Below are 22,189 nucleotides of genomic sequence, written 5' to 3'. Positions count from 1 at the left end.
AACCCGATCTCGCCGAACCGACCGGTTCGATCCGACCAAATCTAACCCCGGAATTCGTAGAAAGCTACGAACCGATCCACGCTTTCTCCGTGGTGACCTCGTCCAGAAGATCCGGAATCGGAGTCACCCCGAGGCCCGGCCCGGTCGGCACCGGCAGATGCCCGGCGTCCAGCACGAACGGCTCGGTGATGTCGGTGCGATAGAACCGGCCGGACGCCGAGGTGTCCCCCGGCAGCGTGAAGCCGGGCAGCGAGGCCAGTGCGACGTTGGCCGCCCGGCCGAGCCCGGTCTCGATCATCCCGCCGCACCACACCGCGATCCCGTGTGCCGCGCAGACGTCGTGCACCCGGCGGGCTTCGAGGTATCCGCCGACCCGGCCCGGTTTGATGTTGACGATCTGGCAGGCGCCGAGCTTGATCGCGTCCGCGGCGGCCTTGGCCGAGACGATCGACTCGTCGAGGCAGATCGGCGTCCGGATCCGCTTGGCCAGCTCGGCGTGGCCGAGCACGTCCTCTTCTTCGAGCGGCTGCTCGATCAGCAGCAGGTCGAACGGGTCGAGCCGGGACAGCAGGGGCGCGTCGCCCAGCGTGTACGCGGTGTTCGCGTCGACCTGCAGCAGCACGTCGTCACCGAAGCGCTCACGCACCTGCCGGACCGGCTCGACGTCCCAGCCGGGCTCGATCTTCAGCTTGATCCGGACGTAGCCCTCGTCGAGGTAGCCGCCGACGACGTCGAGCAGGTGCGGGATCGAGTCCATGATCCCGACCGAGACCCCGCAGGCCACGGAGTCGCGAGTGGACCCCAGCTCGGCCGCGAAGGACCGGTCATGCGCGCGGAGTTCGGCGTCGAGGACCGCCATCTCCAGCGCGCCCTTCGCCATCCGGTGGCCCTTGAACTTCGCCAGCAACGGCGTCACCTTGTGCGCGGTCACGTCCTCGGCCGCCAGCAGTGCGGGGATCAGATGGTTCCGCAGCACGTGCTCGGCGGCGTCGTTGTACTCCGACGAGTAGAGCGGCGCCTCCATCGCGACACATTCGCCCCAGCCCTCGCCCGCCGGGGTCACCGCGCGGACCAGCAGCAATTCCCGCTCGGACTGCGTCCCGAACGACGTCCGGAACGGGGCCACGAGCGGCATCCGGACCCGGCGCAGTTCCACACCGCTGAGTTTCACGACTGCTCCTTGGAGATCACGTACCAGCCGGCACGATCGAAACCGGCGACCTTGGCGTTGTCCGCCATCAGTCCGCCGAGGACTTCGCGCAGCGCGACGCGCCACGCGTCGCCGCGACCGGGGTCGGTGCGGCGCAACCGTTCGATGTCGGGCGGGACCGCGACGAGCACGGTCGGCCCGTCCGCGGATCCGATGCTCGGACCGCCGTCGGAGTCGACGGAGAGCGCCTTCGCCGCGCCCAGTGCTTCCGCGTCGATCAGGACCGGTTCGCCGAAGGCGGCGGCGCGGACCTCCGGGCTCCGGAGATCCCAGCCGACCATCAGCCGGTCGGTGTCGCCCGAACCGTTGATGTCGTCCTCCATCGGCCCGTAGAAGTCGGGCAGGTAACCGATCGGGCGCGCGCCGAGTTTGCCCAGGTTGAAGTACGCGTTGCGCCGCACCAACGGGTCGAACGTCCAGGTGATCACCGAGACGTCCTGGAGCAGTGCCCACCCGCGCTGATGCAGCTTCAGTGCGTGCCCGATCCCGCGGCCCGCGCCCGCCTTCGCGACGCCGGCGATATGGCTGTGCAGGCTCGCCTTTCCTGGGTTCCCGAAGAAACCGAAACAGGCACCCAGCAGTTCACCGTTCGCGAATGCGCCCGCGACGTAGTTACCGGCCGTGGACATCGCGCGAAGCAGTTCCGTGCTCACCGGCCTGCCGCCCGGCCCGGACCGCCAGATCGACTCGAACAGGCCGACCACCGCAGCCAGCTCGGCGATCTCGGTCAGTTCGCGGATTTCGACGCCCGAAGCCACGGCCGCGGCCCGCGCGGCGGCGACAGCATCGTCGCGCACCGCCACCGACGCCGGGCTTTCCGCGTTCGTAGCAAGATTTGTCACGGGGCAATCCTTTCCCGGCACCTCGGCCGAGTCACCGTCGTGCCGTACCAGATTCGCCCGCGGGATTCGTCGCACCGGACGGACCCCGCTTCGCGAGTACGTTTTCCACGAGCGCGGCCAGCAAAGCGGTACGACGCGGCAGTTCCGCGACGACGACGTGTTCGTGATCCGCGTGCGCCCCGCCACCGACGGCGCCGAGTCCGTCCAGCGTCGGCACGCCCATCCCGGCGGTGTAGTTGCCGTCCGAAGCACCGCCGACCGACGCGGAAGTCAGCTCTCCGAGCCCGAGTTCCTCCGCCAGTTCGCCGGCCAAGGCGAAGAGTCCCGCCGACGAATTCTCTTCGAGCGGCGGCCGGTTGATCCCGCCGGTCACGCGGACCTCGGCGCCTTCCACGACCGGACGGAGTCCCCGGATGGCCCGGTCGACACGGAGTTGTTCGGCCTCGTTCCAGACACGGACGTCGACGGCCACCCCCGCGGCGGCCGGAACGGTGTTGACCGTCGTTCCGGCCGAAACGACCGTGGGCGTCACGCTGGTCCCGGCCCTGGGATCGGCGAGCGCGGCCACCGCGAGGATCTGGTGGGAGATCTCGATCCCCGCGTTGACGCCCCTCTCCGGTTCGAGCCCGGCGTGCGCGGCGCGGCCGGACACTTCCACCCGATAATGGGAAACGCCTTTGCGCCGGCATTTCAGCGCACCACCGTCGGCCGACGCCTCCAGCACGAACGCGGCGTCGCATCCCGCCGCGGTCTCCTCGATCAGCGCGCGGGAGGACGGCGACCCGATCTCCTCGTCGCCCGTGACCAGAATGGACAGCCCGTCACGATCGGGCAGGGTCGCGGCGGCGTGCAACGCCATCACGACCCCCGCCTTCATGTCGAAGCAACCGGGTCCGCGCAACACTCCGTCCCGCACTGAGAACGGATGGGTCTCCAGTGAACCGTGCGGCCAAACCGTGTCGTGGTGACCGAGCAGCAGGACACGAGGCGGTCCGGCACCGAAGCTCCAGCGGAGATGGGTGACGCCGTCGACGACGATCTTCTCCGGGTCCACGCCGAGCAGTCTCCGGCCGATTCCGGCGACCACTTCGGCGCTGCGCGCCACCGCTTCGTGATCCGAAGACGGCGACTCGCAGAGGATCAGCGTCTCGATGTCGGCGAGCAGGTCGCTCATCGCGGCTCACCCCGCAGCGGTTTGCCGGGGAACGCGTCCGTGCGCAGATTCCCGTCGGTCACGACCGGGACACCCGAGACGAACAGGTGCCGGACCCCGACGGACGGCCGCGTCGAGTCGAAATACGTCGCCGCGTCGGTGATCGTGTGCGGGTCGATCACGACGATGTCAGCGTCGGCACCGACGTTCAGCCGCCCCTTCGCCAGCGCCCCGGGGGCGACCTCGTCGAGCACTCGTGCCGGCAGGTAGGAGCAGCGCCGGAACGCCTCCAGCCAGGTCCAGGCCTTGCTCTCGCGCACCATCAGGCGCAAGGTCTTGGCGTAGGTCCCGGCCGTACGCGGATGGGTCGCGCCACCGGGCGGCAGCGGCCATTCGGTGCTCTCGCTGGTGCCGTTCTTCCAGTACACGGGCAGCGCGTCACTGGCGACGATGGCGTCCGGGAACGCGAGCGCCTGCCGCAGCAGGCCGAGGTCGTGCGGGCTGCTTTCGTCGAGGAACTCCAGGATGCACGGCGCGCCGGGATCTTCGGCGCGCACCTGAAGCAGACGCCCTTCGTCGGCGATGCGCTCCCCCGACTCCAGCATGATCACACTGGACGGGGAGAGCCCCTTCATCTTCAAACGTTCGGGTGAAAGGAAGGCGGCACCGATACCCGTGCTGCCCGCCCCGTACGGATAGGCCTCGACGGTCACCCGCGACCCGGCCGCTCGCCCCGCTTCGAGCGCCCCGAGCACCCGCTCGATCTGGTGACCGGACGTGCTGTTGACGTGACAGTGGTGCATCGCGGCACCGGTCTCGGCCGCGACGATCGCGATCTCGGCCGAACCGTCGATCGGTGTCTCCGGGTTCACTTCGACCAGTTCACGGACGTGGGTGTACGTCGGCGCTCCGGCCTCCTTGGCCAACCGGGCCAGCGCGAGGAACTCGCCGGGATCGGTATCGGGCGCGTAGCCGAGCAGCACACCGACGCCGAGCGCGCCCGCGGCCAGCTCACCGTCCACAAGGGACAGCCAGGCCGCGAGTTCCTTCGGTGACGAAGTCCTTTGCCAGGCCGGGTTCCCGAGCACCGACAGCCCGCTGTCGATATTCGCGTCCGGCTCGATCCCGGCGAGCACCTGTGCCCGCGCGGCGCCCCAGGACGCGGAGAAACCGTAGTGCAGCGGACGTCCCGCGGCGGCGGCCTCGGCGTAGGCCCGCTCGATCGGCATCAACCCGGCCTCGAGGTCGAGCGCGGTCGTCACGCCGTCCATCGCCTGGAGCCGCTGGCCCGCGATGGTGTGCACGTGGCTGTGCAGGTCGATGAAGCCCGGCCCGACGACGAGCCCCGAGACGTCGATCTCCACGTCGCCCGGCTCCGCGGTCAAAGCCTCCCCGACGGCGGTGACCACCCCGCCGGATACCAGCACGTCGGCCGTGCCGTCGAATCCCGTCGCCGGATCGATGACACGACCGCCGCGCAAAAGTGTCCGCATGCTTCGCCTCCTAGGATCGCCTCTTCATGGCGACCCTAGGAGGTTTCGGCGGGCGTCCGTTCGTACCGCGCGACGAATCCGGACCCCTCGGTCCATCCGCGCGCACGAACCCTCGTGAGTGGTAAGGACGGTTCTAACCGTCCTTACCACTCACGAGGCCGGTCAGCGGTTCCGGTGCCCGGCGATGATCTCCGCGTACCGGTGCCCGCTCGCCTTGACGGTGCGCACCTGCGTGTCGTAGTCGACCCGCACCAGCCCGAACCGCTTGCTCAGCCCGCTGTCCCATTCGAAGTTGTCGAGCAGCGACCAGGCGAAGTACCCCTTCACCGGAGCACCCGCTTCGGCGGCGCCCGCCACCGCGCCCAGATGTTCCTCCAGGTAGGCGATGCGGTCGGCGTCGTGGATCGACCCGTCCTCGGCGACCTTGTCGTCGAAGGCGGCCCCGCTCTCGGTGACATAGATGGCGCGGGCGCCGTACTCGTCGGCGAGCCGGTGGATCAGGTCCGCCAGGCCTTGCCCGTGGATCTCCCAGCCCATCGCGGTGGTGGCCGCGCCCTCGACCGGCACTTGCCGGGCGCGCGGAGCGGGGCCTTCCGGGTCGTCCTCGACGATCTGCCGGAAGTAGTAGTTCAGCCCGTGGTAGCCGACCGGCGCCGAGATCACCTCCAGGTCGTCCCCGACCACGGGTGGTTCGACGCCGTAGACCTCGATCATGTCCGCGGGATAGCCGCGGCCGTTCGACGGGTCGAGCCACCAGCGGTTGACATGTCCGTCCATTCGCGCCGCCGCTTCGACGTCCGCGGCGGAATCCGACGCCGGCTCGATCCCGCTGAGATTGACCACCAGGCCGATATTCGCGGGCTGTGCGGCATTCGCGGTGATCGCCTGTACCCCGAGACCGTGCGCGAGCAGGAGATGGTGTGAAGCGTGGACAGCTTGCTTGAGATCCTTGATGCCAGGGGCGAAACGCCCTTCGAGGTAACCGAGCCAAGCCGAACACAGCGGTTCGTTGACCGTGTTCCAGTCCTTCACCCGGTCACCCAGCCGAGCCGCCACGACGGCGGCGTAGTCGGCGTAGGCATAGGCCGTGTCGCGCTCGGGCCAGCCGCCCTTCAGCGCGGAAGGCAAGTCCCAGTGGAACAACGTGGCGAACGGCCGGATCCCGGCCTCGAGCACCGCGTCGACCAGCCGGTCGTAGAAGTCGAGTCCGGCCGGGTTGACCTCGCCGCGGCCGGTCGGGATCACCCGCGGCCACGCGACCGAGAAGCGGTAGGCGTCCAGGCCCAGTCGCTTCATGATGGCGAGATCCTCCGGCCAGCGCCGGTAGTGATCGCACGCGACGTCGGCGGTGTCGCCGTTCAGGACGGCACCCGGGACCCGGACGAAGTCGTCCCAGATGGACGGGAGGCGGCCGTCGGCGTCGACGGCGCCTTCGACCTGGTACGCGGCGGTGGCCGCACCCCACAGGAAATCGGCGGGCAGGTGCAGAGTCAAGGCGGACCTCTCTGTACGGAGCGACGGGCTGGTCATTTCACTGCACCGGCGGTGAGCCCGGCGACGAGATAGCGCTGGAGCAGCAGGAATCCGGCGACGACCGGGACGGAGACGATCAGGGACGCGGCCATGACCTGGTTCCAGTAGACCTGGACCTGGGTGGAGTACTCCTGGAGACCGACCGCGAGGGTCCGCGTGCCCGAATCGGTCATCACCGACGCGAACAGGACCTCGCCCCAGGCCGTCATGAACGAGTAGATGCCCACCGCGACGATGCCCGGCATGGCCGCCGGGACGACCACCCGGACGAGGGCGCCGAAGGGCCCGGTGCCGTCGACCATCGCGGCCTCGTCGAGTTCCTTGGGGATCGAATCGATGTATCCGGCGAGCATCCAGATCGCGAACGGCAGCGAGAAGGTCAGGTAGGTGACGATCAGCCCGAGCCGGGAGCCGTACAGGACGATGCCGGTGGTGTTGCCGATGTTGACGAAGATGAGGAACAGCGGCAGCAGGAACAGGATGCCGGGGAACATCTGCGTGGACAGCACGGTCATCTTGAAGAAGTTCTTGCCACGGAAGCGGAACCGGCTCAGGGCGTACGCCGCGAAGATCGCGATCACCACCGAGAGGATCGCGGCCGAGCCGGAGATGACCAGGCTGTTCACGAAGTATTCGGCCAGAGGGATGGTCTCCCAGATGTCGAAGAACGGCTGGATGGTCAGCGTCGTCGGCACCCATTCCCAGCCGCCCTGCACGTCCCCGAGCGGTTTCAGCGACGACGAAACCATCACGTACAGCGGCACCAGTGTGAACAGGGCGAGGAAGCCGAGGACGAATCGGCGGGCCCACGGGACCCAGCGTGGCTCAGACAACGGCCTTCCTCCTCCGTGCGGTCAGTCCCAAGTAGACGGTGCTGACGAGGAGCAGGAAGAGCAGCAACAGCACCGACATCGCCGAGCCGAGCCCGAAGTTCCAGGTCACGAAGGAGCTCTGGTAGATGTGGATCGATATCAGCGACGCCTCCTTCGGCGCGGACGCTCCGAAAAGGACATACGGCGTGTTGAAGTCGTTGAATGTCCACAGGAAAAGCACCAGCAGCAGTACCTGGTTGACCGGACGCAGCATCGGCTGGGTGATGGCCTGGAACTGCCGCCACCAGCCCGCGCCGTCGATGGCCGCCGCTTCGTACAGTTCGCCGGGGATGTTCTGGAGCCCGGCCATCACGATCAGGAACGCGAACGGCCAGTTCCGCCAGACCGAGACCACCACGAGCGACCAGAAGCTGTTGTCCCCGATGAGCCAGAAGGAGTCGGTGCCCAGCAAGTCGTTCACCAGGCCCGTTTCCTTCTGGAACATGAACGACCAGGTGATCACGGCGGCGTACATCGGCAGCGCGTACGGCACCAGGAACAGGGTCCGGAGCAGACCGCGCCCCCGGAAGTTCTTCTGCATCAGCACGGCGGCCGACGTGCCGAAGAGCCAGCAGAACCCCACCGAGAGGACGGTGTAGAGGACGCTGATCCAGAACGAGCCGAGCAGCGCCTTACCCGCCGCCGAGTCGAAGTCCAGGACGAACTTGTAGTTGTCCAGCCCCGCCGCCGGGGCGGACGAGAAGTCCCGGATGGAGAACTGCGTGAGCTTGAAGAAGCTCATCACGAGCCCGGCGATCATCGGGATCACGTGGACGAGCAGTTCGAGCAGGATCGCGGGCAGCAAGAGCAGATACGGCAGCGCGATGCCGCGCCGGTTGCGCCGGACGCGCCGCGGGCGGGACGCCCCGGCCGGCTTCAGGGCCGGGACGTCGTCGAGAGCGGTCGGCATCAACCACCGGCCGCGATCTGCTGGTCCGCCTGGTTCAGCTGGTCACGGATCTTGACTCCGTCGACCGGCTTGCCCGCGGCGACGTCGGCGAACATCGCCTTCATCGCGGTGCCGATCAGGGTCTCGAACTGCGACTCCTGCGGAACCTGCGGCATTGGCTCAGCTGAATTCGCGAGTACTTTCTGGAAGACCTTGACGTCTTCGGTCTGGAACGCCGCGTCACTGTAGGCGTCCTGGACGGTCGGCAGCGAACCGTAGGTCTTGTTGAGCAGCGCCTGCTCCGGCGCCGAGACCATGAACTTCACGAAGTCCAGTGCGGCGTCGGGGTTCTTGGTGTTCTTGAAGACCGCCATGTTGATGCCCGCGACGAAGCTGGTCACCTTCCGGCCGTTCGGCGGCGCGGCGGCGGGCAACGGGATCGGCGCGACACCGAGGTCGGCCATGTCCATCCCGATGTTCTTGAACGACCCCGCGGAGGCCTGGTTCATGAACATCGCGGCCTTGCCGTCCGACAGGTCCTTGAGGGATTTGGCGGTGTCGGCGTATTCGGCGTTGGCCGGATTGACGATCTTGTCCTTCTGCATCAGGTCGACGAACTGCTGCACGGCCGCGACCGACGGATCCGAAGCCAGTTGCGGTTTGCCCTCCGAGGTGAAGAATTGGGCACCGTGCTGAGCGCCGAGGATCGCCGCGTGGTGGCTGTTCTCGGTGACCTGGCCCGCCTGGAGCGAGAGCCCCCACTGGCCCTTGTCGGGTTTGGTGAGCTTCTTGCCGTCCTCGACGAGTTCCTCCCAGGTGGCGGGCGGCTTGGTGATCCCGGCTTCCGAGAAGAGTTTCTTGTTGTAGTACAGGCCGTATGCCTGGCCGTAGAGCGGTACGCCGACCGGCGGCTGCCCGCTCGCCCCGGTGGCCGCCAGCGACGGGCCGAGGAAACGCGACTTGCCACCGACCTTCTCCAGCGCGGCGTCGTCGAACGGCAGGAACGCGCCCGTCGCCTGCAACGAGGCCGACCACGTGTTGCCGATGTTGAGCACGTCCGGCCCCCTGCCGGAGGTGGTGGCCGCGAGGATCCGGTTGAGCAGATCCGTCCACGGGACGACCTCGAGCTTGACCTTGATCCCGGAGGCCTTCTCGAACTTGTCGAGTTCGGGCTGCAGGACGGCTTTGTCGTTGTCGAGACTGGTGCCCTGATTGGATGCCCAGTACACGAGTTCCTTGGGAGCACTGGACGACGTGTCGCCGCCGCCGCATGCCGTCGTGGCGGCGGCCGCCAGCGCCAGGACGAGCGCGGGAGCGATCTTTCCGATTCGCATCGATGGTCCTCGGGGTGAGTGGCCAAGCCGCGTCCGGAGCTGTGACCCGGGACACGTCTTATTTCAGGGCTTGAGTTAAGCCTTGGCCAACCTTGCCGTCAAGCCCTTGCGCGCCATTTCGTCCGGCTCGTTCACTCCCTCGTCAGCACGGCGAAGGCTTCGCCCCGATGGATGGCGAAGAGTTCGAGCGCCTCCTCGCCGTCACGGGCACGAAGAGCGGCCGCCAGCCGGCGATGCTCGGCCGGAATGCTCGCGAGGTAGCCGTCGGAGCTCACGCCGATCCGGGTCAGCAGGAACAGGTACACCTGCGACCGGATCGCCCGCCACGCCTCGACGAGCCGCCGATGACCGGACGCCGCGTACACCGCGTCGTGGAAATCGATGTCACAGCGGACCATCTCGTGCTCGTCGCGCGCCTGGTCCATCCGGTCGACGACCTCCTCGATCGCGGCCAGGTCCGCCTCCGGCGCGTTCGCGACCACGAGCCGGACGGCCAGCTGCTCCAAGGCCGACCGCAGGCTGTCGAGTTCCGCGACGTCCGCTTCGGACAGCGTCGTGACGATCGCACCGCGATGCCATTCGCTGCGGACCAGGCCCTCACGCTCCAGTTTCAGCAGTGCTTCACGCACCGGGCCGCGGCTGACACCGAGCGCCTCCGAAAGCTCGACCTCGCGCAACTGCGCGCCAGGCGGATAGGCGCCGCCGAAGATGGCGTCCCTGACCCTGTCGGCGACCTCGTCCGCCAGCCCGCGACGACGTGCCGGCATCACCCTGCCAGGTTCGTTCATCCTCGTCCTTCCCGCCGGCACGCCCGAATAGTAGCGATCACGAACTTGTCCTAATGTTAACATTGCTACAAGTACTCGTCCCGTCCGAAAGGATCCCCTGGGTATGACCGTCCTCGACTCCCCCATCCCCCGCTTCCACCTCGCCATGCCCGTCGACGACCTCGCCGCCGCGCGCACCTTCTACGGCGAGGTTCTCGGCCTCGAACAGGGCCGCAGCTCCGACACCTGGATCGACTGGAACCTGCACGGGCACCAATTCGTCACGCACCTCGCGCCGGAGCGGCCGCAGCGGATCCACAACCCCGTCGACGGACACGACGTGCCCGTGCCCCACTTCGGGCTGATCCTCACCGTGCCGGAGTTCCGGAAGCTCGCGGATCGGCTGCGCGCGGCGGACACCTCTTTCGTCATCGAGCCCTACGTCCGCTTCGAGGGCCAGACCGGTGAACAGTGGACGATGTTCCTGCTGGACCCGGCGGGCAACGCCCTGGAGTTCAAGGCGTTCGCCGACGACTCGCAGGTCTTCGCCGCCTGACCGCGAGGCCTGTCACGTGGCGCTCGCCGAGTCCGTGAAGGCCTCCTTGAGGGATCCTGGATCCCTCAAGGAGGCCTTCACGGACCACCGATCGATAACCTGAGGATTATCGATCGGTGTCGCTTTCCGCGTTGATCAAGGTCCGCTCTCGGGAGAGAGTGGTCCTGTCAGCGAGCCCGCTGAACAAGGAAACCGAGGAGACGCCACCATGTTCGACCCCATCCTGCTCCGAGCCGCCGACGCCGAGATCGTCAGCGACGCGCCGGGCAGCGAGATCACGCTGCTGGCCGACTCGGACACCACCGACGGGGGCTTCACCGCGAACCGCGCGACCTTGAAGGACGGCGTCTTCGGCACCCCGGCCCATTTCCACACCCGCGCGACCGAGTTCTTCTTCGTACTCGAAGGGAAACTCCAGGTCCTCGTCGAGGAAACGCTGCACACGCTGGAGAAGGGCGACTTCCTCGCCGTGCCGCCCAAGGTGCCGCACGCGTTCGGCCCCGCCGACGGCTCGGACGCCGACGTCCTGGTCACCTTCACCCCGGGAATGGCCCGCTTCGACTACTACCGCCTCCTCGACCGGGTAGCACGCGGCGAAGCCGACCCGGCGGAGATCGCCGCGTCCTCGCAGCAGTACGACAACCATTACGTCGACAGCCCGATCTGGCGCGCCGCGCGCGGCCAGTGAGCGTCAATCGATGACCGCCGTCGCCTCGACTTCGACGAGGTGCTCGGGCACGTCGAGCGCCGCGACGCCGATCAGTGTGCCCGGTGGGACCGGGGTGCCGCCCAGTTTGGCGGCGGCCCTGTCCACGCCTTCGAGGAACAGCGCGAGTTTGTCCGGCGTCCAGTCGACGACGTAGACGGTCATCTTCGCGACGTCGTCGAAGGTGGCACCGGCCGCGGCGAGCGCGGTGCCGATGTTCAGGTAGCACTGTTCGACCTGTGCGGCGAGGTCACCCTCACCGACAAGGGCACCGGCGGCGTCCCAGGAGACCTGCCCCGCGATGAAGACCAGCTTCGGCCCGGTCGCGATCGACACCTGCCGGTACGCGGGGATCTCAGGCAGTCCCGCGGGATTCACCAGGGTGATGCTCATCCGTACTCCTCGGTCGTGGTCACTTGTGGTTACCCAGGAACTGTAGGAGAGTATGCGTCGACCTGGAAGAACGCACTTTTTCGTGACTGGGGAACCTGATGGTGACCAAGCAGCTCAACGGTTCGGACGACGCCGATCTGCTGCGGGCGGACTCGCTGGCGCGGGAGATCTTCTCCGACGTCGCCAACAAGTGGGCACTCCTGATCATCGAGACGATCGGCGACCGCACCCGGCGGTTCACCGAACTGCGCGACGACATCGAGGGCATCAGCCACAAGATGCTCACTCAGAACCTGCGCATGCTGGAGCGCAATGGCCTGCTCGAACGGACGGTGCACCCGACGGTGCCACCGCGTGTCGATTACACCCTGACCGAGGCCGGGCACGGCCTCCGCGCGACGGTCGACGGGATGTGCGACTGGACGCAGCGGTTCCTCGGCCACATCGAAGACTCGCGACGCCGGTTCGACACGCCTGCCAACGGTTGACGGCCTGGTCAGCACGGCCAGCCGGGTTCCGCCGCGAGTCGTCCGTCTGACCACACGTGTCGTCCATCCAGTCACGTGTGTCGTCCATCCAGTCACGCGAACCGCCACCCGCGCACCGGCAGCAGGTACCCGAACACTCGCGACACCCGAAGCCCTACGGCAACCGGACCACCCGCAGGAAGGCGGGCAACAACCACGGCCGCGGGCCGCTGACGACGATCTTGCGCGTCAGCGCGGAACGCGCCTTGCCGACCCGGTGGAACAGCATCAGGTTCAGCGTCGGCGGATCGAACGAGATCCGCACGTCGACCGGTCCACCGGGCTCCTCGACCGTCACCCGTCCCCGATGCAGCACCAGCACGACCGGGGACGTGTACGCGGATCGGAACGCCACGGCGATCCGTCGATCCCGCGGCGGCTCGTCGGTGTCGAGCAGATGCCCGATGTCGTGGCTCAGCACACCCACCAGGAACAGGTCGAAGAACAACGCCGCGTCACCCGGCTGGATCGTCCATGGCAGCTTCAGCGCCTTGGCGATGTCCCAGCCATGGATCTGAAGTTCGTTGACGAGGTGCGCGAGCACGCCGGCCAGCGGCACCTTCGAGCCCCCGAGCCAGTCCAGCGGGGTGCCGGGGTCCACGTCCTCGGTCACGCGCAGTACTTCCTCGATGTCCGCGAGCAATCCGGTGACGAGCACCTGAATGTCACGTTCGGGAAAGTCTCGCAACACCAAGGTGTTCAGCACGGAAACGGTGTCCACAGTGGTCTTCTCCACCTGACTCTGCCCACCCGTGGCGAGGACCGCGGTGCCGTCCGGCCGCACCAGCGACGTGTACATCTTCGCGATCATCGCGACGTGGGCGACCGTTTCGGCCACCGTCCACTCCGCCGTGACCATCGCGTCCGGATCCGGAACGCGGGTGACCAGGTCCGCGAATCGCGCGCCCGTCACCCGATAGGCTCGCCGCACCGAATGCCATCGATCTGCCGTGATCGCTCTGGTCACGTGCCGATTTTACCTTGCTGCCAAGGAAAAACCGTTCCGCTCGTGTGCGGTCCCGCACTGCCCGAACGCACAGTGACCGTACTCACTACGGAAATTCACGTGACACACACCGACCTGCACGGGCAGACTGAACGAAACGACTCAGCTTCGCCTTCGCGGTCACCGTTGCCGGCGCCCAAGGCGGCCGACGCGGACCCGCGCCCTTCCAGGAGAGCCCTTCACTGATGACCGAGACCCTGCCCGAAACCGCCCACGACCAGCAAAGGGCACCGGCGAAAGCCGGACTCCTGATCGGGGTCCTGGTCCTTTCCGCGTTCGTGATGATCCTCAACGAGACCATCCTGAGCGTCGCGCTGCGTGACCTGACCGTCGACCTCCAGGTCCCGACCACCACCGTCCAGTGGTTGACCAGCGGTTTCCTGCTCACCATGGCGGTCGTCATCCCGACCACCGGGTTCCTGCTCGAGCGGTTCACCCCGCGCCAGGTGTTCCTCGCCTCGCTCACCCTGTTCAGCACCGGCACCCTGGTCAGCGCGCTGGCCCCGGGTTTCGCCCTGCTGCTGACCGGCCGCGTCATCCAGGCCTGCGGGACGGCGGTGATGCTGCCGCTGCTGATGACCACGGTGATGCGCCTGGTCCCGGTCGAGAAGCGCGGCGCCACGATGGGCACGATCACGATCGTCATCGCGGTCGCGCCCGCCATCGGCCCGACCATCGGCGGTGCCGTGCTCTCGTCGCTCGGCTGGCGCTGGATGTTCTGGATCGTGCTGCCGCTCTCGCTCGCCGCTCTGGTGGTCGGCATGGTGCAGCTGCGGCTGGACGGCGACACCCGCAAGGTGCCGCTGGACGTGCTGTCCGTGGTCCTGTCCGCGCTCGGTTTCGGCGGCGTGCTGTACGGCCTGTCGGTGTCCGGCGAATCGGCCGGTGGGCATCAGCCGGTGCCGCCGTGGGCGCCGATCGCGGTCGGTGTCGTGGCGCTCGTGGTGTTCACCTGGCGCCAGTTGCGGCTCCAGAAGGAAGACCGCGCGCTGCTGGACCTGCGTCCGTTCACCCACCGCAGTTTCGTCGTCTCGCTGGTGCTGACGGCCTTGCTGTTCATGTGCCTGCTCGGCGCCGCGGCGATCCTGCTCCCGCTGTACCTGCAGACCGTCCTGCACACCACCACGTTCGTCAGCGGGCTCGCGGTGCTGCCCGGCGGTCTGGTCCTCGGGCTGCTCGGCCGCCCGGTCGGCGCGCTTTACGACCGCTTCGGCCCCCGGCCCCTGGTGATCCCCGGCGCGGCCTCGATGGCGATCTCGCTGTGGCTGTTCGCCCTGCTCGGCGCGGAATCGCCTCTGATCGCGGTCATCGCCATCCACGTCCTGCTGATGGGCGGGCTCGGCCTCATGATGACGCCGCTGATGACCGAATCCCTCGGTTCGCTGCCCGAACACCTGTATTCACACGGCAGCGCGATTCTCGCCACCCTTCAGCAGCTCGCCGGCGCGCTCGGCACCGCCCTGTTCATCGCGATCGCCACGGCGAGCACGACCACCGCCGGAGCGGCCAGCCCCGACGCGGCCGGTATCCGCACGACGTTCATGGTCGCCGGTTGTGTCGGCCTCGCCGCGTTCGTCGGATCGCTTTTCGTCAAGAAGAGCGCCACCACCGGTGGCGTGGCCGCGCACCACTGACGTCGACCGAGCGCCCGCCGTTTCCTCCACCGGAGGGACGGCGGGCGCTCGTCGTCCGACCACCTTCCGGCCGTAGGCGATGGCGGGCTGTTCGACCCAGCGGCGCAGCGCGCAGGCGAACAGCAGCGCGACACCGGTGGTCGCGGCGGCCTTGGCGAGCCCGGTGGGCAGCAGCCAGCCCGTGACCCCGGCCGCGCCGGTCTGAGCGAGGTAGAGCGCGTACGAACGGTCGCCGACGAAGGTCATCGGCCTGCTCGAGAGCAGCAACCGGACCGGGCCCGGCGACACGACCGCCACGAGCAGCAGTGCCGAGCCCGCCGCATAGACCGGCACGACGAACTGCCAATGCCCGCCGAGCGCCTTCGTCAGCGGGCCGACGGAGAACTGCAGCACGACGAACCCGCAGCCGATCACCGTGGCGACGGCCGGGCTGGTCAGCGGCCGGACGAGGGCGAATCCGCGCGGATGGTGGAGCGTCATCGCCAGCAGGCAGCCGATGACCAGCGAGCAGTAATGCACCGAAAGGCTCGCCCAGGTGTGCGAGGGCGCCAACGGCAGCGCGAACAGCACGACACCCAGGACGGCAGACGCGCCCAGCAGCGAACGCAGTGCCGTCTTACCGCTCCGCGCGAACGAAGTCAGCACCAGCAGCGCGGGCCAGACCAGGTAGAACTTTTCCTCCACTCCCAGCGACCACGACGTCGGATAGGGCGTGTTGAAGTCGACGAGTTCGTTGCCGAAGACGAGGTAGTACGGCATCGCGTCGGCGAGCCTGCTGCTCTGGTACGCCCCCCCGAGCAGGACGGCGACCGTGGTCAGCGCCAGGAGCAGGAAGTACACCGGCATGATCCGGAAGACCCGGCGAAGGTAGAACCCGCGCAGTGAGATCCGGCCGTCACGGTCTTCTTCGCGCAGGGCCAGCGTCGTGATGAGGAAGCCGGACAGCACGAAGAACAGTTGCACGGCGATCCAGCCTTGGAGGCGGTCGACGACCGGGCCGCCGTAGTGGAAGCACACCACGGCCACGGCCGCGAGCGCGCGAACGCCGGTGAGGCCGGGGAACCATGACGAGGCCAGGTACTCGGCGTGGCCGAGGGGGCGCCACCACGAGCGGCGTGCAGGAGCGAACATGCTCCGAAGGTTCGTGCGCGGACGCTGAACCGGAGCTTAAGGAAGCTGAAGACGTCTTCAGCTTCGCGCTTCCGCCAACGGCAGGCGGGCGACGAGCCGGGCACCGCCGTCGTGGTCGGCGACCTCGACGGTGCCGCCGTGCGCATGGGCGATCTCGGCGACGATCGCCAGCCCCAGACCCGCGCCACCGTCGTCACGCGCACGTCCGTCGTCGAGACGCACGAAGCGATCGAACACCCGCTCACGGTCCGCGGCGGGAATGCCCGGCCCGTCGTCGGTCACCGCGACCACGGCGACGTCATCCACAGTGGACACCCGAACTTCGACACCCGTACGGGTATGGCGTTGCGCGTTGTCCACCAGGTTGCGCAGCAACCGCTCCAGTCTGCCGCGGTCGCCGAGGACCATCGGATCCGCGTCGATCTCGGCTCGGACCGCCTGCCGCCCGGAGAGACAGGATTCGACCACTTCGGACAGTCGCACCGGCGTGGTTCGTTCCGGCTCCGCGTTGTCCAGCTTGCCGAGCAGCACCAGGTCTCCTACGAGGTCCTGCAGCCGGGTGATGTCGAGAAGCGCGTTGCGGCAGGCGTCGCGCCAGTCCAGCCGGTCCGGATGCGCGAGCAGCACCTCGAGCTGGGTCCGCAGGGAGGCCAGCGGTGTGCGCAGTTCGTGCGACGCGTCCGAGGTGAAGCGGCTCTGCCGGGTGACCGCCGTGTCCAGGCGGGCGAGCATCGTGTTCATCGTTTCGGCGAGCTTCGCGATCTCGTCGGCGCTGTCCGGGGCCGGGACCCGGCGGGAGAGGTCGTGCGCGCCGATCTCCGCGACCTCCGAGCGGATCGCCTCGACCGGCCGCAGCGAACGGCGTACGGCGAGCCACGCGACCGCCCCGATCAGCAGCGCGATCACCGGGACACCCACCAGCAGCGTCACGCGCACCGCGTCGAGCGCCGCCTGCCCGGACTCGTCGACCACGGCGGCGCCGTAGATCCGGTACTTGCTGTCGCCGCTCGTGTCGGCCGCGACGTGCACGCGTGTCTCGGTGGTCTCGACATCACGTCCGAGCACTCCCCGGCAGCCGACCGAGCCCGCCATCGACTCGTCGACCGCGCCCGCCTCGAGAACCGACACGGAATCACCGCGCTGATAGTCATCGTCCTGGACCAGCAGACCGTGCCGCAGACCCGGGCATCCGATGACGCGGTTGCCGAACTGATCGACCACTTCGTAGGCCGAGTCACGAACGAGCAGGAGCAGATCGGCCGGTGCCGCGCCGGTGTTCAGCAGTTGCACGATCGCCGCCGCACGCGCCCTGGCCACCTGAGCGGCCCCCGCTCCCAGCCGGTTCTCGGCGTCGACCACGAGCCAGGCCGAGACGACACCGAGGGCGACAAGCGACGTCACGAACGACGTCAGCGCGACCCGGAAGCGGGTCGTCCGCAGGAACTCACGCACCGGAGGCCACCACGTGGTAGCCGGCGCCACGCACCGTCCGGATCGTCTCCGCCCCGAACGGCAGATCGATCTTGCGCCGCAACGCGCTCACGTGGACTTCGACGAGGTTCGCGGTCGCCGACGCGGCGAAATCCCAGAGGTTCTCCAGCAACTCGGCTTTGGTGACCACCTCGCCCTGCCGCTTCATCAGATACGCCAGGAGAGCGAACTCCTTGGTGGTCAACGGGATCTCGGCCGCACCGCGACGGCAAACGCGGCTCGCCTGGTCGAGTTCGAGGTCGCCGAGCCGCAGGGTGCCCGGCCGCGTCGCTCCCCCGCGCCGGATCAGCGCCCGGAGCCGGGAGAGCAGGACGCCGTAGGAAAACGGCTTCGGGAGGAAGTCGTCGGCGCCGGTGTCCAGCGCCTCGATCTCGTCGTCCTCACCGTCCTTCGCGGTCAGCATGAGGATCGGGGTGGTGTCACCCCGTTCGCGCAGTCTCCGGCAAACGCGGTAGCCGTTGAGCCCCGGCAGCATGATGTCGAGGATCATCGCGGAATACGGATGTTCGGCGGCGTACCAAAGCGCGTCGCGGCCGTTGTGCGCGACGTCCACGGCATAGCCCTCGGCATTCAGCCCCGCGCGCAGCGATTCGGCGAGCCTTCGCTCGTCCTCCACGAGCAAGATCCTCATCCGCTCACGATCCCACACGGCCAAGCCGTCTCCGGTCACCGGCCGCCCGCTGTCCGGGTGAAGGCCTCGCCGCCGTCAGGACGAGCCTTCCACCGGGCGGCTCAGTCCTTTGGCCGTATTCTGGGAGCGATCCCATATCTCGGCCCGCGCACCCCTTGTCACGACCCGGCCATCCCTTTACGGTCCTCGATGGGAGCGCTCCCATAAATCGGATTCCGGTCGCAAGGAGGCGACGCATGAGATTCCGCAGAAAGGGTGTTTCGGCACCATTGGCCATCGGCGCGGTACTCGCGATGGTGGCGGTGCCGGTGGTGCTGGGCTCGAGCGCCGAAGCGGCGCCGGGCTGCAAGGTCGACTACACGATCACCAACCAATGGGACACCGGTTTCGGGGCGACCGTCACCGTCACCAACCTCGGCGACCCGATCAGCGGCGGCTGGACGCTGAGCTGGGATTTCCCCGGAAACCAGCAGGTGCGGCAGGGCTGGAACGGCAACTTCGGCCAACAAGGCACGCGAGTGACGGTCCGGGACGCGGGGTGGAACGGTTCGCTCGGCACCGGCGCCACCGTCTCCCCCGGCTTCAACGGCAGCCACTCCGGCACGAACGGGAAACCCGCCGTCTTCACCTTGAACGGCACCACCTGCACCGGTTCCACCGCCCCCACGACCACGACCACGACGACCCCCGGTCCTGGCGGCCCGAAGGCGGACAACCCCTACGCCGGTGCCGGGGTGTACGTGAACCCGGATTGGTCGGCGAAGGCCGCGGCCGAACCGGGCGGCGCCCGGATCGCGAACCAGCCGACCGGCGTCTGGCTCGACCGGATCGCCGCCATCGAGGGCACGAGCACGAGCCGCGGGCTGCGCGCGCATCTCGACGGAGCGCTTCAGCAGGCCGCCGGGAAACCGCTGGTCGTCCAGCTGGTGATCTACAACCTGCCCGGCCGTGACTGCTCCGCGCTCGCGTCCAACGGCGAACTCAAGGCGGACGAACTCCCGCGCTACCAGGCCGAGTACATCGACCCGATCGCCACGATCCTCGCCGATCCGAAGTACGCGGCGTTGCGGGTGGTGACCGTGATCGAGATCGACTCACTGCCGAACCTCGTCACCAATGTGACACCCCGGCCGACGGCCACGCCCCAATGCGACGTCATGAAGGCCAACGGGAACTACGTCTCCGGTGTCGGTTACGCGCTCGCGAAGTTCGGCGCGATCCCCAACGTCTACAACTACATCGACGCCGGGCACCACGGCTGGCTCGGCTGGGACGACAACCTCGGCCCGTCCGCCGCGCTCTTCGCACAGGCCGCGAAGAGTTCCGGCAGCACCTTGGCCAACGTGCACGGCTTCATCGCCAACACCGCGAACTACGGGGCACTCAGGGAGCCGTACTTCACCGTGAACGACAGTGTCGGCGGCACTTCGGTGCGGACGTCGAAGTGGGTGGACTGGAACCGCTACGTCGACGAACTGTCCTACGCGCAGGCGTTCCGGCAGGAGGCGATCCGGGCGGGCTTCCCGGCGGACGTCGGCATGCTCATCGACACCTCCCGCAACGGCTGGGGCGGCACCGCGCGGCCGTCCGGCCCCGGGCCGTCCACCACGGTCGACGCCTACGTGAACGGGAGCAGGACGGATCGCCGCATCCATCTCGGGAACTGGTGCAACCAGGCGGGCGCGGGGCTCGGCGAACGCCCCAAGGCCGCGCCGGAAGCCGGGATCGACGCCTACGTCTGGATCAAGCCGCCGGGTGAATCCGACGGTTCCAGCAAGGAGATCCCGAACACCGAGGGCAAGGGTTTCGACCGGATGTGCGATCCGACGTACACCGGCAACCCGCGAAACCAGTACAACATGTCCGGCGCGCTGCCCGACGCGCCGCTCTCCGGGCACTGGTTCTCCGCGCAGTTCCAGGAACTGCTGAAGAACGCTTACCCGGCTCTGTAGACGGGGTCTCGTGAGTGGTAAGGACGGTTCTAACCGTCCTTACCACTCACGAGGTTTCTCCTTGCGCCGCACCGGTGATGTTGCGGACCATGCCACCGAAGACGACACCGTGGAACGGCGCGATCCCCTTCCAGTACGCGTGCCCGGCCAGCCCGTGCGGCTCGAACACCGCCCGCTGCCGGTAGACGGTCCGACCGTCCTCATCGGACTCGACACCGAGTTCGAGCCAGGCGCGCCCCGGCAGCTTCATCTCGGCCCGGAGCCGCAGCAGGCGCGGCCGGTCGAGGTATTCGACGCGCCACCAGTCCAGCGCCTCGCCGAGGTGCAGCCGCCGCGGATCCCGCCGTCCGCGCCGCAATCCGACGCCGCCGACGAGCCGGTCGGCCCAGCCGCGGACCGACCAGGCCAGGGGGAACGAGTACCACCCGTGCTCCCCGCCGATGGACTCGATGACATCCCACAGCGCCTCCGGCGAGGCGTCGGTCCGCTGCGCCCGATCGTCCTCGTACACCGTTCCGCCCGCCCACTCCGGATCACTCGGCAGCGGGTCCGAAGGTGCCGCGGCACTCGACGCGTCCGACCAGCGGGTCGGCACGTCGGCGTTGCGGATCCGGGTCAGCGCCAGTTCGACGGCGTGCTCGTAGTGCGTCAGCCCGGCATCGGGGTCGGGGATGTGCTCGGCGATCGAGTGGTCGTGACAGACCACCTCGTGCACCAGCGATTCGATCAGCGGTACGGCGATCGACTTCGGCACGGGAGTGACCAGGTTCACCCATTGCGCGGACAACCATGGAGTGAGCACCGGGACCGGTACGACGGCTCGCCTCGGCAGACCGGCGACGACGGCGTACCGGCGCATCATGTCCAAATAGGTCAGCACGTCCGGCCCGCCGATGTCGAAGGCGCCGTTCACCTCGGCCGGGAGATCGGCCGCGTGCACGAGATAGTGCAGCACGTCCCGGATCGCGATCGGCTGGATGCGGTTGCGCACCCAGCGCGGGGTCACCATCGCCGGGAGCCGCTCGGTCAGGTAGCGCAGCATCTCGAAGCTCGCCGAACCCGAGCCGATGATCACCGCGGCCTGCAGGACGATTGCGGGCACTCCGGAATCCAGCAGGACCCGGCCCACTTCGGCGCGCGACGCCAGGTGCGGCGACAGCTCCTCGTCGTCCGGCACGATTCCGCCCAGGTACACCAGCCGACGCGCGCCCGCCGCCTTGGCCGCCTCGGCGACCGTCCGCGCCCCTTCCCGGTCGACGTCGACGAAGTCCTTGCGCGCCAACGAATGCACGAGGTAATAGACGACCTCGCAGTCGCTCAGCGCCGTCTCGATGGAGGCCGGATCGGTGACGTCGCCGCGTGCGACCTCGACGCGGTCACGCCACGGCTCCTCGGCGACCTTCTCCGGCGAGCGCGCCACCACGCGCACCTCGTGACCCGCGTCCAGCAGTTGCGGTACCAGCCGTCCGCCGACATAGCCCGTCGCTCCCAGCACCACACATCGCATGCCCCCGAGTGTTCACGGTGCCAGGCGACCGCGCACTTCGACGGTCGCGGCGATACTGCTCCGGAGGAACCGGGCGACCGTCCGCCGCTCGTCCTCGCCCAAGTCCCGCCACGCTTCGGCGTAGCTCCGCCCGAGCGGCTGGAAGAACTCGGAGCCGATCTCCCGCGCCTTTTCGTGCATCCGCAGTTCGACCTTGCGCCGGTCGGTCGCGCTCCGGTCCCGGAAGAGGTGCCCTGCCCGCTCCAACCGGTCCAGCACCGCCGTCGTCGCCGACGCGCTCAGGTGCAGGGCGCTCGCGAGCCTGCTCGGGCTCATCGGGTCCCCCATGCGGGCGGCGTCCATGATCACGGCGAGCGCGTTGAGGTCGGTCCGGTGCAGGCCGTGTGCCTCGCCGAACATCTCCGCGAACCGGTCCGACTCGACCGTCAGCTGCCGCAGCAGGAGAACGAGCAAGTCGTCCGTGACGGGCTCCGTGTCCTCAGGCATGTCCGGAACCTCCCCTCACGCTGCCCCGCCCGGGCGACCACTCTACTATTTCGATGGTCGAACTATTCACTCGTCG

Annotated in this window: 20 protein-coding genes and 1 pseudogene; 5 read left to right on the top strand and 16 right to left on the bottom strand. The window is 68.3% G+C overall.

The genetic code is table 11. The features are described 5' to 3' along the window. Positions 1 to 64 precede the first annotated feature (64 nt). The 9 genes from menC to BLW75_RS02560 form a co-directional block, all read right to left on the bottom strand. The gene (gene menC / locus BLW75_RS02600) at positions 65 to 1,171 is read right to left on the bottom strand and encodes an o-succinylbenzoate synthase (protein ID WP_034318893.1); all 1,107 of its coding nucleotides are present in this window, start codon (positions 1,169 to 1,171) and stop codon (positions 65 to 67) included. After that, a complete protein-coding gene (locus tag BLW75_RS02595; RefSeq protein WP_034318895.1) occupies positions 1,168 to 2,052 on the bottom strand; it encodes a hypothetical protein in 885 nt (294 codons plus the stop codon). The genes menC and BLW75_RS02595 overlap by 4 nt, the downstream gene beginning before the upstream one ends. A 31-nt stretch (positions 2,053 to 2,083) precedes the next feature. Further along, positions 2,084 to 3,226 carry a M20 family metallopeptidase gene (locus BLW75_RS02590; protein WP_034318899.1) on the bottom strand — a complete coding sequence of 381 codons (1,143 nt, stop codon included), beginning with the start codon at positions 3,224 to 3,226 and terminating at the stop codon, positions 2,084 to 2,086. Continuing rightward, on the bottom strand, positions 3,223 to 4,698 hold the full coding sequence (locus BLW75_RS02585) for an amidohydrolase family protein (RefSeq protein WP_034318901.1): 1,476 nt from the start codon (positions 4,696 to 4,698) through the stop codon (positions 3,223 to 3,225). The genes BLW75_RS02590 and BLW75_RS02585 overlap by 4 nt, the downstream gene beginning before the upstream one ends. Before the next feature lie 162 nt (positions 4,699 to 4,860). Continuing rightward, positions 4,861 to 6,192 carry a GH1 family beta-glucosidase gene (locus tag BLW75_RS02580; RefSeq protein ID WP_034318903.1) on the bottom strand — a complete coding sequence of 444 codons (1,332 nt, stop codon included), beginning with the start codon at positions 6,190 to 6,192 and terminating at the stop codon, positions 4,861 to 4,863. 32 nt (positions 6,193 to 6,224) lie between these two features. Further along, entirely contained in the window at positions 6,225 to 7,064 is an 840-nt protein-coding gene (locus tag BLW75_RS02575; protein WP_034318906.1) for a carbohydrate ABC transporter permease, read from the bottom strand. After that, positions 7,057 to 8,013 (bottom strand): carbohydrate ABC transporter permease, encoded by a 957-nt coding sequence (locus tag BLW75_RS02570; RefSeq protein ID WP_034318910.1) that lies wholly within the window; start codon positions 8,011 to 8,013, stop codon positions 7,057 to 7,059. The genes BLW75_RS02575 and BLW75_RS02570 overlap by 8 nt, the downstream gene beginning before the upstream one ends. Then, positions 8,013 to 9,326, bottom strand: a complete 1,314-nt coding sequence (locus BLW75_RS02565) for an ABC transporter substrate-binding protein (protein WP_034318914.1) — start codon at positions 9,324 to 9,326, stop codon at positions 8,013 to 8,015. Before BLW75_RS02565 ends, BLW75_RS02570 begins: the two co-directional genes overlap by 1 nt. 131 nt (positions 9,327 to 9,457) lie before the next feature. Continuing rightward, positions 9,458 to 10,114 (bottom strand): GntR family transcriptional regulator, encoded by a 657-nt coding sequence (locus BLW75_RS02560; protein WP_034318917.1) that lies wholly within the window; start codon positions 10,112 to 10,114, stop codon positions 9,458 to 9,460. Between the two features lie 103 nt (positions 10,115 to 10,217). Between BLW75_RS02560 and BLW75_RS02555 the strand changes: the two genes are divergently transcribed. Together BLW75_RS02555 and BLW75_RS02550 are read left to right on the top strand one after the other, a co-directional pair. Next, positions 10,218 to 10,649, top strand: a complete 432-nt coding sequence (locus BLW75_RS02555) for a VOC family protein (protein WP_034318920.1) — start codon at positions 10,218 to 10,220, stop codon at positions 10,647 to 10,649. Between the two features lie 208 nt (positions 10,650 to 10,857). After that, positions 10,858 to 11,337, top strand: coding sequence for a cupin domain-containing protein (locus tag BLW75_RS02550; protein WP_034318924.1), 480 nt, complete (start codon positions 10,858 to 10,860; stop codon positions 11,335 to 11,337). Positions 11,338 to 11,340: 3 nt separating this feature from the next. On the opposite strand, the gene BLW75_RS02545 is transcribed toward BLW75_RS02550, so the two are convergent. Further along, positions 11,341 to 11,748 carry a RidA family protein gene (locus tag BLW75_RS02545; RefSeq protein WP_034318927.1) on the bottom strand — a complete coding sequence of 136 codons (408 nt, stop codon included), beginning with the start codon at positions 11,746 to 11,748 and terminating at the stop codon, positions 11,341 to 11,343. Between the two features lie 98 nt (positions 11,749 to 11,846). Between BLW75_RS02545 and BLW75_RS02540 the strand changes: the two genes are divergently transcribed. Continuing rightward, positions 11,847 to 12,236, top strand: coding sequence for a winged helix-turn-helix transcriptional regulator (locus BLW75_RS02540; RefSeq protein WP_034318931.1), 390 nt, complete (start codon positions 11,847 to 11,849; stop codon positions 12,234 to 12,236). A gap of 154 nt (positions 12,237 to 12,390) precedes the next feature. Here BLW75_RS02540 and BLW75_RS02535 read toward each other — a convergent pair whose 3' ends face one another. Then, the gene (locus BLW75_RS02535; protein WP_277815010.1) at positions 12,391 to 13,242 is read right to left on the bottom strand and encodes a maleylpyruvate isomerase N-terminal domain-containing protein; all 852 of its coding nucleotides are present in this window, start codon (positions 13,240 to 13,242) and stop codon (positions 12,391 to 12,393) included. Positions 13,243 to 13,466: 224 nt separating this feature from the next. On the opposite strand from BLW75_RS02535, the gene BLW75_RS02530 reads away from it, so the two are divergent. Next, positions 13,467 to 14,915 (top strand): DHA2 family efflux MFS transporter permease subunit, encoded by a 1,449-nt coding sequence (locus BLW75_RS02530; RefSeq protein WP_034318934.1) that lies wholly within the window; start codon positions 13,467 to 13,469, stop codon positions 14,913 to 14,915. A 117-nt stretch (positions 14,916 to 15,032) separates the two neighbouring features. Here the strand turns inward: BLW75_RS02530 and BLW75_RS44060 are convergent. The 3 genes and pseudogenes from BLW75_RS44060 to BLW75_RS02515 all read right to left on the bottom strand — a co-directional run. After that, positions 15,033 to 16,046 (bottom strand): annotated as a pseudogene (locus tag BLW75_RS44060) (acyltransferase family protein); the annotation flags it as partial. Between the two features lie 57 nt (positions 16,047 to 16,103). Continuing rightward, positions 16,104 to 17,498 carry an ATP-binding protein gene (locus tag BLW75_RS02520; RefSeq protein WP_034318938.1) on the bottom strand — a complete coding sequence of 465 codons (1,395 nt, stop codon included), beginning with the start codon at positions 17,496 to 17,498 and terminating at the stop codon, positions 16,104 to 16,106. Then, positions 17,491 to 18,168: a response regulator transcription factor gene (locus BLW75_RS02515; protein ID WP_034318941.1), complete on the bottom strand. Its 678-nt coding sequence runs from the start codon at positions 18,166 to 18,168 to the stop codon at positions 17,491 to 17,493. Before BLW75_RS02515 ends, BLW75_RS02520 begins: the two co-directional genes overlap by 8 nt. Positions 18,169 to 18,404: 236 nt before the next feature. On the opposite strand from BLW75_RS02515, the gene BLW75_RS02510 reads away from it, so the two are divergent. Further along, positions 18,405 to 20,120 carry a glycoside hydrolase family 6 protein gene (locus tag BLW75_RS02510; RefSeq protein ID WP_034318944.1) on the top strand — a complete coding sequence of 572 codons (1,716 nt, stop codon included), beginning with the start codon at positions 18,405 to 18,407 and terminating at the stop codon, positions 20,118 to 20,120. 46 nt (positions 20,121 to 20,166) lie between these two features. On the opposite strand, the gene BLW75_RS02505 is transcribed toward BLW75_RS02510, so the two are convergent. Both BLW75_RS02505 and BLW75_RS02500 read right to left on the bottom strand, forming a co-directional pair. Further along, on the bottom strand, positions 20,167 to 21,627 hold the full coding sequence (locus tag BLW75_RS02505) for an SDR family oxidoreductase (RefSeq protein ID WP_034318957.1): 1,461 nt from the start codon (positions 21,625 to 21,627) through the stop codon (positions 20,167 to 20,169). Between the two features lie 12 nt (positions 21,628 to 21,639). Beyond that, on the bottom strand, positions 21,640 to 22,113 hold the full coding sequence (locus tag BLW75_RS02500) for a MarR family winged helix-turn-helix transcriptional regulator (protein WP_034318960.1): 474 nt from the start codon (positions 22,111 to 22,113) through the stop codon (positions 21,640 to 21,642). Positions 22,114 to 22,189 lie beyond the last annotated feature (76 nt).

The sequence above is a fragment of the Amycolatopsis lurida genome (assembly GCF_900105055.1).
Taxonomy (GTDB): domain Bacteria; phylum Actinomycetota; class Actinomycetes; order Mycobacteriales; family Pseudonocardiaceae; genus Amycolatopsis; species Amycolatopsis lurida.
This window is presented reverse-complemented; position numbering and strand designations above follow the sequence as displayed.

What these genes read in the sequence shown, in the direction of transcription:
- BLW75_RS02550 (WP_034318924.1), top strand. Translation starts at nt 10,858, where the DNA reads ATGTTCGACCCCATCCTGCTCCGAGCCGCCGACGCCGAGATCGTCAGC.
- BLW75_RS02510 (WP_034318944.1), top strand. Translation starts at nt 18,405, where the DNA reads ATGAGATTCCGCAGAAAGGGTGTTTCGGCACCATTGGCCATCGGCGCG.
- BLW75_RS02505 (WP_034318957.1), bottom strand. Translation starts at nt 21,627, where the DNA reads ATGCGATGTGTGGTGCTGGGAGCGACGGGCTATGTCGGCGGACGGCTG.
- BLW75_RS02530 (WP_034318934.1), top strand. Translation starts at nt 13,467, where the DNA reads ATGACCGAGACCCTGCCCGAAACCGCCCACGACCAGCAAAGGGCACCG.
- BLW75_RS02585 (WP_034318901.1), bottom strand. Translation starts at nt 4,698, where the DNA reads ATGCGGACACTTTTGCGCGGCGGTCGTGTCATCGATCCGGCGACGGGA.
- BLW75_RS02540 (WP_034318931.1), top strand. Translation starts at nt 11,847, where the DNA reads ATGGTGACCAAGCAGCTCAACGGTTCGGACGACGCCGATCTGCTGCGG.
- BLW75_RS02500 (WP_034318960.1), bottom strand. Translation starts at nt 22,113, where the DNA reads ATGCCTGAGGACACGGAGCCCGTCACGGACGACTTGCTCGTTCTCCTG.
- BLW75_RS02590 (WP_034318899.1), bottom strand. Translation starts at nt 3,226, where the DNA reads ATGAGCGACCTGCTCGCCGACATCGAGACGCTGATCCTCTGCGAGTCG.
- BLW75_RS02560 (WP_034318917.1), bottom strand. Translation starts at nt 10,114, where the DNA reads ATGAACGAACCTGGCAGGGTGATGCCGGCACGTCGTCGCGGGCTGGCG.
- BLW75_RS02545 (WP_034318927.1), bottom strand. Translation starts at nt 11,748, where the DNA reads ATGAGCATCACCCTGGTGAATCCCGCGGGACTGCCTGAGATCCCCGCG.
- BLW75_RS02565 (WP_034318914.1), bottom strand. Translation starts at nt 9,326, where the DNA reads ATGCGAATCGGAAAGATCGCTCCCGCGCTCGTCCTGGCGCTGGCGGCC.
- BLW75_RS02515 (WP_034318941.1), bottom strand. Translation starts at nt 18,168, where the DNA reads ATGAGGATCTTGCTCGTGGAGGACGAGCGAAGGCTCGCCGAATCGCTG.
- BLW75_RS02555 (WP_034318920.1), top strand. Translation starts at nt 10,218, where the DNA reads ATGACCGTCCTCGACTCCCCCATCCCCCGCTTCCACCTCGCCATGCCC.
- BLW75_RS02570 (WP_034318910.1), bottom strand. Translation starts at nt 8,013, where the DNA reads ATGCCGACCGCTCTCGACGACGTCCCGGCCCTGAAGCCGGCCGGGGCG.